Annotated in this window: 11 protein-coding genes; 5 read left to right on the forward strand and 6 right to left on the reverse strand. The window is 63.5% G+C overall.

Going from position 1 to position 11,467, the window contains the following annotated elements:
- The 4 genes from Pla111_RS01160 to lysS all read right to left on the reverse strand — a co-directional run bounded on the left by Pla111_RS01160 (nucleotide 1) and on the right by lysS (nucleotide 4,961).
- The gene (locus Pla111_RS01160) at nucleotides 1-1,536 is read right to left on the reverse strand and encodes an ABC transporter permease (RefSeq protein WP_146570570.1); all 1,536 of its coding nucleotides are present in this window, start codon (nucleotides 1,534-1,536) and stop codon (nucleotides 1-3) included.
- Nucleotides 1,537-1,644: 108 nt separating this feature from the next.
- Complete coding sequence (locus Pla111_RS01165; RefSeq protein ID WP_146570572.1) at nucleotides 1,645-2,082, reverse strand: DoxX family protein; 438 nt, start codon at nucleotides 2,080-2,082, stop codon at nucleotides 1,645-1,647.
- Between the two features lie 81 nt (nucleotides 2,083-2,163).
- A complete protein-coding gene (locus Pla111_RS01170; protein ID WP_146570574.1) occupies nucleotides 2,164-3,126 on the reverse strand; it encodes a hypothetical protein in 963 nt (320 codons plus the stop codon).
- Between the two features lie 167 nt (nucleotides 3,127-3,293).
- Nucleotides 3,294-4,961: a lysine--tRNA ligase gene (gene lysS, locus Pla111_RS01175; RefSeq protein WP_146570576.1), complete on the reverse strand. Its 1,668-nt coding sequence runs from the start codon at nucleotides 4,959-4,961 to the stop codon at nucleotides 3,294-3,296.
- 209 nt (nucleotides 4,962-5,170) lie between these two features.
- Between lysS and Pla111_RS01180 the strand changes: the two genes are divergently transcribed.
- On the forward strand, nucleotides 5,171-5,896 hold the full coding sequence (locus Pla111_RS01180) for a hypothetical protein (RefSeq protein ID WP_146570579.1): 726 nt from the start codon (nucleotides 5,171-5,173) through the stop codon (nucleotides 5,894-5,896).
- 67 nt (nucleotides 5,897-5,963) lie between these two features.
- Here the strand turns inward: Pla111_RS01180 and Pla111_RS01185 are convergent, their stop codons facing one another.
- The gene (locus Pla111_RS01185; protein ID WP_146570581.1) at nucleotides 5,964-7,157 is read right to left on the reverse strand and encodes a hypothetical protein; all 1,194 of its coding nucleotides are present in this window, start codon (nucleotides 7,155-7,157) and stop codon (nucleotides 5,964-5,966) included.
- On the opposite strand from Pla111_RS01185, the gene Pla111_RS01190 reads away from it, so the two are divergent.
- Entirely contained in the window at nucleotides 7,156-7,497 is a 342-nt protein-coding gene (locus tag Pla111_RS01190) for a hypothetical protein (protein WP_146570582.1), read from the forward strand. The two genes, Pla111_RS01185 and Pla111_RS01190, sit on opposite strands and share 2 nt — an antisense overlap.
- 267 nt (nucleotides 7,498-7,764) lie before the next feature.
- Here the strand turns inward: Pla111_RS01190 and Pla111_RS01195 are convergent, their stop codons facing one another.
- Complete coding sequence (locus Pla111_RS01195) at nucleotides 7,765-9,528, reverse strand: NADPH-dependent assimilatory sulfite reductase hemoprotein subunit (RefSeq protein WP_146570584.1); 1,764 nt, start codon at nucleotides 9,526-9,528, stop codon at nucleotides 7,765-7,767.
- Nucleotides 9,529-9,715: 187 nt separating this feature from the next.
- On the opposite strand from Pla111_RS01195, the gene Pla111_RS01200 reads away from it, so the two are divergent.
- The 3 genes from Pla111_RS01200 (at nucleotide 9,716) to folD (ending at nucleotide 11,412) form a co-directional block, all read left to right on the forward strand.
- Nucleotides 9,716-9,928, forward strand: a complete 213-nt coding sequence (locus Pla111_RS01200; RefSeq protein ID WP_146570585.1) for a hypothetical protein — start codon at nucleotides 9,716-9,718, stop codon at nucleotides 9,926-9,928.
- A 14-nt stretch (nucleotides 9,929-9,942) separates the two neighbouring features.
- Nucleotides 9,943-10,488 (forward strand): phosphatidylglycerophosphatase A family protein, encoded by a 546-nt coding sequence (locus tag Pla111_RS01205; protein WP_146570587.1) that lies wholly within the window; start codon nucleotides 9,943-9,945, stop codon nucleotides 10,486-10,488.
- A gap of 69 nt (nucleotides 10,489-10,557) precedes the next feature.
- On the forward strand, nucleotides 10,558-11,412 hold the full coding sequence (gene folD, locus Pla111_RS01210; RefSeq protein WP_146570589.1) for a bifunctional methylenetetrahydrofolate dehydrogenase/methenyltetrahydrofolate cyclohydrolase FolD: 855 nt from the start codon (nucleotides 10,558-10,560) through the stop codon (nucleotides 11,410-11,412).
- Nucleotides 11,413-11,467 lie beyond the last annotated feature (55 nt).

An 11,467-nucleotide genomic window follows, 5' to 3' on the forward strand; every position in this document is an offset into this window, starting at 1 on the left:
TCACTCGCTCCGTAGCGCAACGACCGGATGCAGCCGCCCGGCGCGAATCGCGGGGGCCACACTGGCCAATACGGCGATCATCAGGGCTCCTAGCGCCACCAGCGCCGGAGTCCAGGGATCGACGATCGTCGGGATCCGCTGGAAGAAATAAACGTCGGGCGGAAAGACCTCTTGCCCCTGCAACCAACTGATGAAATCGGCGATCTGATTGATGTTGCGGACAAAGAGCAGCCCGCCCGCGACGCCGGCACCGGCGCCAACGATTCCGAGCGTCAACCCATAACCGAGAAACACCCCCGCCACGCCCAAGCCGCTCGCTCCCAGGCTCTTCAAGATGCCGATGTCGCGGGTTTTTTCGACAACGATCATGTAGAAGATCGCGAGGATGCCGAAGCCCGCCACGGCGATGATCATGAACAGCAGCACGTTGAGCACGGCGGTTTCCATCTGGACGGCTGCCAGCAGCGGTCCTTGTTTGTCGCGCCAGGTGCTCACCGCATAGAGCCGCGGGTCGAACGCCGCCCGCAAGCGCTCACGTACCTCGTCGATGTCAACACCCGGCTTGCAACGGATCTGGATTGAGTTGAAGCGGCCCACGCCGGTCAGCGGGTCGTACATGCCCCGCAGCTTTTGCAGTTTGACGAGCGGTACAAAGGCGAACGACGAGTCGTAGTCGCTCATCTTGCTCTCGTAGAGATCCACGACGGTAAAGTACGACGAGCCCGGCTTGGGGGGCCGCGCGGCCGTCGGGTAGGTGATCTCGACATCGTCTCCCGGCATGACCCAAAAGTGGTCTTGTCCCTCGGCGTCGCGGAACGCGGCCAGAGACATGCCCAGCACCAGCCCATCGTGCTGCTCAACGGCGGCGTCGAAGGTTTGCCCTTCGGGCTCACCGGCCGCGGCGGCGAAGGGGTTCTTCGCAGTCTCGGTCGCCGGCTGGGGACCGATCGATTGCTCTCGTAAGATCGCCATCCGCTCGGCTTGTCGCCTGGCAACCTCGGCGACGCGGCGGCGATGCTCCCATCCCGCCAGCGCCATCCGCGTGCGGGGCTTCGCCTTACTTGGATCTTCTGCCTGGTGATCGATCGTATCGTAGCCGGATTCGCGCAACGCAAAATCCAGCGACTCGCGGTTGTTGGGGTGCTGCAGGTAGCGACCCACATCGCTGACCTCGCTATAGCTCTTGGCGTCGATGCCGATGAGCATGATCTGCCGCGTGATATGGTGCGAGCCGTTTTTGAAGCTCAGCATCGCGGGGACCTGAGCGGTGGGGCTCATGCTGGCGATCAGGCCGCCGGCGGCCTCGCTGATCTTGGCCATGTGCGCGTCCGGGTCTGCGGCCCCGTCCAGCGATTGGCTCTCAAAGACCAAGTCGCTGAGCACGCCGTGGATGCGGTCTTGCATCTCGTGACGGAAGCCCGCCATGACGGCATTGACGACCACCAGCGTCGCCACGCCCAGCGTGACGCTGATGATCGAAGCGAGTGCGATCCACCTGGTCCGCAGGTAGCGCAAGCACAAGACAAGTTGGTACATGCGGCGTCGGGCTGCGCGAGTAGTCGGGGGGGACGGTCGGTGAGGCGTTCGCCAGGGGGGCGATCGCGCGAGCGGGACCGTACCCCACAATGCCAGCGCGCAACCAGATCAGCCTTCGCTAGCAACGCTATCGCGGGGCTTGGCGAGGACGGCGTCGATCGACCAACGGCCAGGCCCCAGCAGCGCAATCGCCGCGGCACCAAAAAGGTACAGCGCTTGCAGTTCGAGCGCCCAACCGCCGTGCTCGGTGACGCTCAGCAAATCGCCACGGTGCGCGAGCAGCACCGCGACCAGCATGTTGAAGGCCATGATCGCCCCGGCCGAGCGGGTCAGAAAACCGACCACCAGCAGCGCGGGGGCGATCACTTCGCCAACGTAAACGCCGTAGGCCATTGCCGCGGGCAATCCCTGCGAGGCCAGCAGTCCCTCGATGCCGCCGGCCCCGTGGTGCAGTTTATCCGCGCCGTGGAAGAGCATCAGACCGCCCACGGTCAAACGGAGCAGCAGTTTTCCGGCGTCGGCCGAGCGGCAGCATTCGGTGATCATCGTGTTACTTAAGGAGAACGCGGCAGGGAATGCAGGAACAAAGCGTGAGTCCCCCTCGTACGCCGTGCCGCTCCCCAAGGTTCATTCCCGCCGTCGCGGGCCCGCCAAGAGCAGCCCGATCCCCACGGCGAGCCCCAGCCCGGTTGGCTCGGGAACGCTCCGCGGGGAAGCGGGGGCGTAGGCATCGCGCCAGACGGTGTAGTCCGCCAGATCGATGAGCCGATCGCCGTTGCCATCGAAACTCAAGCGGGTCGCGTTGAAGGTATAGGGCTGAGCGATGCCGGGCGCGGCCGACCAAGCGCCGTCGATCCAGCGATCGAGATCGTCGAGATCCACGTCGCCATCGCGATCATAGTCACCTGTCTTGGGTGGCGGCTCGACGCTGATCGAGTCGAGCATGAAGCCCGCTTCGCCACGGAATCGGCCGGCCGAGATCGTGACGCTCGTGACCGACTCCCAAGCGACATCCCCGCCGAAGGCGCTGTAAGGCAATTCCAGGATTTCGTCGACGGGGTTTAGGGCAGAACTTCGCTGCAACGATTGTGCGTAGCGCCGCTCGCCCGCTTCGGTCATGGTGTACACCAGCACGGAGAAGGCCGGCGCATTCTCGGCACCGAGGAAGCGGAAACGAAACCGATCGTTCGGTTCATCGAGACCGCTTTGCAGCAGATTGAAGACCTCGCCTTCGGCGGCACTCCACTCGAGGTTGAAATACCCCCAGCCCTGTGGTTCGACTTGGAAATCGAGCACTTTGGTATCGAAAGTGATCCCCAGGTGTGCGGCGGGACCTTCTTGGTTGTTGCTCAAGAAGCCCCGCACGCCCATGTCTCGGCGGAAACCGAGCGGGCTCGTATCGCCGCTTGAGTAGGCGTAGAGGTAATCCTGCGAAAGATTGAGCCAGCTCCCGTACGAGGTGGCGCTGAACGGGCCGATCGAAAAATCATCGATCACCAGCGCGGGGCAAGCGGTCGGTGCCAACGAAACCGCAATCGCGAACAAGCAGATAGCGCGAAGGTAGAGATTCCGCAAAGAAGATAAGGACATGTGCCTGTCCTCCGAGGTCAGAGTGCCCCTGACAGTCAACAGTCTAAGCCGCCAGCCAACCGCCTGCAACGCGAAGCCTCAAGCTAAAGCCCAGCCTTGCTTATCCCCCGGGGCCAGCATCCCCTCATCCCCTGAAGCATTTGAGTCGGATGTTGCTCTTCGCCCGCCTACTTCTCCGGCCGCAGCAGCGGGAAGAGGATCACGTCGCGGATCGTCTGCGAGTTGGTCAGCAGCATCACCAGCCGATCGATGCCGATACCCAGCCCCCCCGTTGGCGGCATGCCGTGCCGCAAAGCGCGGACGAAGTCCTCGTCCATCTTGGCCATCGACTCCTCGTCGCTCATGCCGGTGAGCTGGCTGCGGAAGAGTTCTTCTTGCAGGTCCGGATCGTTTAGCTCGGTGTAGGCGTTGGCCAGTTCCATGCCGTTGATGAACAGCTCAAACCGCTCGGCGACGGCGGGGTTGTCGCGTTTGCGCTTGGTGAGCGGGCACAGGCTCGCGGGATAGTCGATCACAAAGATCGGCCCCCGCAGCGCCTCCTCCACCGTCTCCTCAAAGACCTCGCTCTTGAGCACGTCGGGGTGCCGCGGCGCGCCGGTCTCGTCCACCAGGGGGAAGCCCATCGCCTTGGCCTTCTCGGCGATCGCGGCCGGATCGGTCGGGTCGACGCCCGCGTGCTCGCGGAACAGGTCGTCGTACGTGCGGCGTTGGAACGGCGGCGTAAAATCGATCGTGTCGTCGCCCCACGGCAGCACGTACGGCTTGTCGCCCCCGGGGGTGTATCCCGCCTCGCGCAGCCGATCGATCGCCTCGATAATGAGCGCCTCGGTCAGGTCCATCATGGAGCGATAATCGCCGTACGCTTGGTACAGCTCGATCATCGTGAACTCGGGATTGTGCCGGGGCGAGATCCCTTCGTTGCGATACACGCGGCCCATCTCGTACACGCGTTCGATGCCGCCGACCAGCAGCCGCTTGAGGTGTAGCTCTAGCGCGATCCGCAGGAACAGGTCGATGTCCAGCGCGTTGTGGTGTGTGGTGAACGGCCGCGCCGCGGCACCGCCGGCGATGCTGTGCAGCGTCGGTCCTTCGACCTCAACGAAACGCCGCTCGGCGAGCGATTGGCGGATGCTCCGCACGATCAGGCTCCGCGACAGAAAGCGGGGCATGACTCCCTCGTTGTACGCCAGGTCGACGTACCGCATGCGCTGCCGCATCTCAGGATCGACCAGGCCGTGGTGCTTTTCCGGCGGCGGTTCGAGGCTCTTTGCCAAGAAGTGAACCGTCTGGGCTGCCAGGGTCAGCTCGCCCGTGTTGGTGCGTACCAGCGTGCCGTCGCAGGCGATCAGGTCGCCCAGATCGATCTGCTCGACAATCGCCCACGCGTCGCCCACCTGCTGTTTGCCGATCATCAGCTGCAGGTCGCCCGTCATGTCGCGAAGGCTGATAAAGACCAGCTTGCCGGCCGACCGATTGAGCACCACCCGCCCGCATACGCGTAGGGAGGGCCCGGTCACTTCGCCCTTCTGATCGCCATTAGCCGCGTTCTGTTCGGCTTTCCAGGCGCGAAAGTCGAAGCCCTCCGGAGCGGGGCCTTTATCGGGAAAGCTGGGCAACGCCACTTCGGCACCGTCCGGAAAGCGATACACCACCGCGCCCGAATGGGCGCGGGCGGCGGCGATCGGCGTGTGGTCGTCGATCCGCTGGCCCCACGGGTCGATCCCCAGTGCGGCGATGGCCGCTAGCTTCTCGCGCCGCGCGACCAACGGATTAGTCAGATCGGGCGCGCCAGCGGCAGGCGTCTTGTTGGTGGATGGAGCGTTGTCGGCGGGCATGTCTTCGCGGCGGCGTAGAGAGAGGGCGGGCGATCCCGATCGGGCGGGAGCCGCGTATTCTCTGGCGAGCGCCCGCCGGTGGTCAACGGCAGGGGCCGTCGGTGTTGGACCCTGGGCCACCCCACGCCTATGATTCGCCCCCCCGGCGGACTCCCCGGCTTGCGCCTCGGGAGCCCTCGCCCGCCTCGCCTTTGTCCGCAATCTGGCCCGTGAAACGCTTTACCAAGATCCTCGCCGCCGCGGCCTTGGTCGTGCTCCTCGTCGCCGCGGTGACCGTGTACGTCATGCGTCAGACGGCCAAGGCCTGGCCGCCCGCCTACCGGCAGGCGCTCGCCGCGGCCGATAACGCTGCGCTCGAAGCGGGTAAACAGCTGTTTGAGAGCCGCGTGGCGGCGTTCTACAGCGAATCGCAGTCGGCCGAGACATGGGGCATCGAGCTGCCCCTCAGCGCGATCAACGCCTGGCTTGCTACGCGGCTGGACGAGGAGCTGCCCCGCTTAGAGAGCGAGGCCGCGGTCAAGCTGCGGGCCCCGCGGGTGTGGATCGAAGGGGATCGGTTCGTGATGGCGGCACAGACAACGGTCGGCCCGATCGATAGCGTCCTCTCGATTGGGCTGCGACCCACGGTAACGGACCGGGGTGAGTTGGCGCTCGAGTTTACGGACACGCGGGTCGGCAATCTGCCGGTGCCGGCATCTGGTGTCGCTGAGCACCTGCGGCGTTCGTTTGTCGAAGAGTCGATCCCGCTCCGCTGGGCGGGGAGCGAATCGCGGACGCTGGCGATGCTCGACCCGGGGCGAACGCCGCTAGGAGAAGACCGCCCGTGGCGCTTCACGCACCTGGAGCTGACCGAAGGTAAGCTCCGCGTGGCATGCGCGGCGGAGCAGGAAACAGATCCGAAGGAGAACGCGAGCACCGAGCCTAATGACGAGTGAAGCGTTACGAGGTTGAATCAGTTTGCGTCGGCAGGCTCGCTATAAAAGACGAGACCGCCGTTTCGGATCAATCTCGCCGACAGTTACGCCAGAAAGCGGAGAGCGCGACAAGCCATAAGATGCCAGCCGCCGGTTCGGGGATGGTGCCAGATGCCGGCCCGCTTGTGATGCCATAGTTATCTGCCCAAAGCGTATAGTCACTCGGTGTGAACTTCGTGCCGAGTCCATCACGCCATACCGTGTAGTCGGCTGCGTTGACGACCCCATCAAGGTTAAAGTCCCCCTGAAGGACATCGGTTGCGGAGGTCGGATTGACTGCCCCGAAGGTAGGCACAAGAGGATTGCCGAAGACGAAATCGTCGTCGCTCGCAACCGCGCCTTCAGCATTGATCAATTGACCAAAAGGTGGATCGTTGACGGCCCACACGATGGAAGGGTCGAGCGCGTCGCGAAAGACGAGTTTAGGCTCGTCGCCGGTGAAGACAAAGTCGGTTCCGCCCAGGGCGGCACCGACGAGGTTGGCTTCATCTAAAGCGCTGTCGGGTATGCCAATTGCGTCCAGGGTTGTGGGCAGATAGGTGGCGACGTCGAACATTTCCCCGAGCGTTGGCGGGACATCGTTCTCAAGCAGCACAAGCGTAAAGCTGGGATTCTCTAAATCAGAAATCGTGACGACCAGCAGGCCGTTCGTGTCAAAAATTCCAGAGATAGCGTTCGACCTGTTGACGGTTGGCGTTGCGAGGTTGGCTTCAACTGCAATGAGACTGCCGGTAAATGATCCACCCGGGGGACCACGCAGTTCGATGCTCACGCTAGCAGGGTCGGAACCAGACGGATTTGGCTCAAACTCATTGATTAAGATTGGATTAGCAGGAGCAGAAAGCGTTGTCGGGTTGACCGCACCGAAGGTGGACGCAAAGGGATTTCCAAAGACAAAATCTCCTGAGGTGGCAGTGGTACCCTCTGCGCTGTGAACGACTCCCAGCGGAGGGTCGTTTACGGCCCACAGCAGAGTGGGATCGAAGCGGTCACGGAAGACGAGTTTAGGCTCGTCGCCGGTGAAGACAAAGTCGGTTCCGCCCAGGGCGGCACCGACGAGGTTGGCTTCATCTAAAGCGCTGTCGGGTATGCCAATTGCGTCCAGTACCGTCCCGAGTGAGTTATCGTCGAATCTTGTGGACGGCGTAGGTTGAAGAGGGCGGCGGGTTCGTGGAGAAGGGAGGCATCTGACCTCCACCCCTTCACCGGAACCCACCGCCATGAGCGAAGCTACCGCGACGACGATCTCGTTTCCAGAGCCGCATGACTTGTTGACCGAAGTCCTCCGGTCGGGCGCCCGGGAGTTGCTTGCCCAGGCGGTCGAGGCGGAGGTCGCCGAGTGGATCGACTCGCACGCCGACGTGACCGACGTTGCGGGCCGCCGGCAGGTGGTCCGCAACGGCTACGCGCCCGAGCGGTCGATCACAACGCCGCCGAAGCCGTTCCCACCGAAAGAATTGTCGCCGGCGTCGCTGCAAGTACGACAAGAGTCAAACGGTCTAGCATGGACTCACTCTCGTTCAGAGCTGAAGCATTTGTGTGAACTTGTCAGGCTAAGTTAGGTAGCCCGTGCGGAACCAATAAAGATCGGCGCTAATCGCAAGCCGAAGACTTCGCAAAGGGGAAAACTGAAGTTCCCGCAAGTCGCGTATAGACGAGGATTGTAATCGCAACAAACTACTGATTTGCGAACAACCCAAGAATTAGCCGGTTAATCGACAATACCTCTCACAACTCCAAGTCAGTAGCTTGGATAGTAGTGTCACAAAGGGTGATGATCGAGGCGAGATGATCATTGGATCGCTGTAGGCTCGCTATTCGCAACCCGCTCACGCCTCGCACGCGGCTAAGAGGGCGTCTTTGCCCACGCGATCGCAGAAGTCGCCGAACGGTTCGTTCGGCTGACGCTCGGCCTTAAAGTGCGCGAACACCCGGCCGAGGGTAGCGGCCACTTCGTCGGCCAGCACCATGTCTTTGTAGATCCAGTTCAGGCGATGCCCTAACCGGCTACCGCCTAGGAACAGGGTGTATTTTTCTTTCGCACGGCCCACGAGTCCGATATCGGAGTTGTAGGGCCGAGCGCAGCCGTTGGGGCAGCCCGTCATGCGTGTAGTGAACGGTTCATCTTGCAGGCCGAGTTCGGCCAGCACGGTGTCGAGTTGGTCCAGGATGCCCGGCAGAGCGCGTTCGCTCTCGGTGATGGCCAGGCCGCAGGTCGGCATAGCGGGGCACGCCATCGACCAGCGGCGCGCGATCGAGACCTCTTCGGTCAGCGGCACGCCGTGCGCTTTGAGAATCGCTTCGAGCTTTGTGCGGTCCTGCGGCTCGATGTCGCAGAAGATCACGCCCTGGTGCGGCGTGATGCGCAGCTCGGGGGCGAGGGTCGTGCCGATCTCGCGCAACGCTGACTTCAGACGGAAGGTCCCCTCGTCTTTGACGCGGCCGTTCTCGACATTGAGGCCGTAGTACCAGCGGCCGTCCCCCTGCTCATGCCAGCCCATGCCGTCGTTGTGCTCGTTAACCAAGACGGGGAGCGGTGCGGCGAGATCGCGTCCGGCGTACTCCTCGACCTTGGCCTTGAATTTCTCAAGGCCCCAGTTGTGAACGAGGTACTTCAGGCGGGCGGTCTTGCGGTCGGTCCGATCGCCAAAGTCGCGCTGCACTTTCATGACCGCCTCGGCCGCGGCGATCTCTTCGCCGGCGGGGCAGTAGCACAGCGGCTGGGCGACCGCTGCGAAGGTCTTGGCGGCGCTGGGCGTGCGGCCAAACCCGCCGCCGACGAGCAGGTTGTAGCCCACCACGCGTTCTTCCTGCCCCGATCCCTCCGTGATCGCAAGGAAGCCGATGTCTTGCGAGTACAGGTCCGCGGCGTTGTCGCCCGGCAGGCCGACGCCCATCTTGAACTTGCGGGGCAGGTAGGTGGCACCGTAGATCGGCTCGATGGCGTCGCCGTCTTTGATGCCGCTGGTGCGGAGCGTGGGTCCGCCGCCGGCACGGGTCTTCTCGCCGGTTGCCGAGTCGGTGATCCACAGCTCGTGATAGGCACCGGTCTGTGGCTTGAAGTGTTCCTTGAGGTCGGCCGCCAGCTGCTGCATGGCGTCGTAGACGGCGTCCTTTTTGGGGATCGGCGAGCACATCATGTTGCGCGCCACGTCGCCACAGGCGGCCAGCGTCGTCAGTTGCACGGCGTTGACGGCGGCGATGTAGCGCTTCAGATCGCCTTTGAGGATGCCGTGGAGCTGGATTCCTTGGCGGGTGGTGAAGCGCAGCGTGGTGTTGCCCACGTCGTCGCACAGGTCCAGTTCCGCCAGGAGCTGGGCGCTAGTGAGTTTGCCGCCCGGGATGACGGTGCGGACCATCATCGAGTAGTACTTGCCGCCGGGAACGCCGGCCTCTTTGGCCTCTTTGCGGCGGTCGCGATCGTCTTGCTCGTAGGTGCCGTGATGCTTGAGCAGCTGGATGCTCTCGCCCGAGAAGTTCGGCTCGTCGTTGGCCAGTTCCGCGGGGATGGGGCCCCGCAGATACGTGCTAGCGGCCTTGAAGCCCTCGACGGGGGTCAGTTCGGGAGCGTCCGTATCGGTGCGGTCGTTCATGGACTCAGGGCGAGCGAGGAAGGGCTTAGCGAGACCGGAGATTGTAATGGGCACCGCTTAAGCGGACCATACAGCCCTGGCCCCGCGAGACAGCCCTGGCCCCGCGAGCAGGCCACCGGATCCGCCGACCCCCCTTTTTTTAACTCGTTGCGACACATCCTCAAGCGCAATCCCTCAGCGAGCCGTCATGAAAGGACTCAAACTTTTCCTGGGCGATACCTGGTGGGTCTTCGGATTGGCTTGCGTCATGGCCTGTGCTTTGGGCTACGCGAGCGATATGTGGATCATGTACCTATTCCCAGTGGTCTGCGTGCCGGTGGCGGTCTACATGGCGGCGGTCCGTTACAACAGTCAGGGTGACCCGCGCAGCGAGCGGGACCAGCGCCCCTCCGATCGCTAGCGGAGCGAAATCCAATGGTGCCAGCTTCTCCGCTCGATGCTCAGGGTTCTGCCCCGACCGGTCCTGAGCCGGTGCGCTGGACGCTGGCCATTTGGTTGGCGACCGGCTTGGGGGTGAGCCGTGACACGCCCGCTCCCGGCACGGTGGGGGCGCTGTGGGGGTTGCCTTTGTCGCTGGCGATCGCCGCCTTGCCGGGGCAGGCGTGGCAGCTAACGGCAATCGGAATACTGATCCTGATGGGCGGCCCGCTCTGCGGCCGAGCCGCGGCTGACCTGGCCCGCCTCGACAAGACAGTCGACGCCAAGGACCCGCAAGCGATCACTTGGGACGAGTTTACGACCGTTCCGCTGGTTTTTGCCTTGGCTCCCGACGCTTGCCGGTGCGCAATCTGGCTCGCCTTAGGATTTGGCTTGCATCGGCTCTTTGACATCACCAAGCCGTGGCCCTGTCGCCGTCTGGAGCGTTTACCCGGGGGATGGGGCATCATGGCCGACGATGTGATGGCCGCGTGCTACGCGGCGATGACACTGGCGGTGCTGTGGCGTGTGTGGCCCGGCTAGTTCTTCGGTCGCTGCGGGCGGTAAGGCGCGATACGATGCCCGCACACCCGACCGATACGGAGGCCACGAATGGCGAAGATTCTCGATGGAAAACAGCTCTCGCTAACCATTCGCGGCGAGATCGCCGACGCGGTTGCCCGCCTCGTCTCTGCGGGAGGTAAGCAACCCTGCCTGGCGGCGGTGCTGGTGGGAGAAAATCCGGCCAGCCAGGTTTATGTGCGTAACAAACAAAAAGCCTGCGAACAGGCTGGCATCGCGAGCCGGCTTGCTCGGCTTCCGGCCGATATCTCTCAAGCCAGATTGCTTGAGCTGATTACTAAGCTAAACGCCGACCCGGCGGTGCATGGCATCCTGGTCCAGCTCCCGCTGCCCGACCAAATCGCCGCCGACACCGTGTTGCGGGCGATCGATCCGGCTAAAGATGTGGACGCTTTTCATCCGGAAAACGTTGGTCTGATGGTGCAGGGGCAGCCGCGGTTCTTGCCCTGTACACCGCACGGCGTGTTGCAGATGCTCCGCCGCAACGCGATTGAAACGGCCGGCAAGCACGCCGTGGTGATCGGCCGCAGCGACATTGTCGGCAAGCCGATGGCATTGTTGCTCGCCCAACGGGGTTGGGACGCCACGGTAACGCTGGCCCACAGTCGTACGCCCGACCTACCAGCGGTTTGCCGCTCGGCGGATCTGTTGATCGCCGCGGTTGGTAAACCAGAGATGGTCCGGGGTGACTGGATCAAGCCGGGGGCGGCGGTGATCGATGTCGGCATCAATCGGACCGATTCCGGGCTAGTGGGAGACGTGGACTACGCGGCCGCGGAAGCGGTCGCCGGCTGGATCACGCCGGTCCCCGGGGGGGTGGGGCCGATGACGATCGCGATGCTGCTCGCCAACACCCTAAAGGCTGCGGGCGGCGAATCGCCTTAGCCGATTGCCCCGCAGGCCGAAGATTTCTCCGCGTGACTCGGGCCGGATAGCGTGC

It is taken from the genome of Botrimarina hoheduenensis, from assembly GCF_007859815.1.
Taxonomy (GTDB): domain Bacteria; phylum Planctomycetota; class Planctomycetia; order Pirellulales; family Lacipirellulaceae; genus Botrimarina; species Botrimarina hoheduenensis.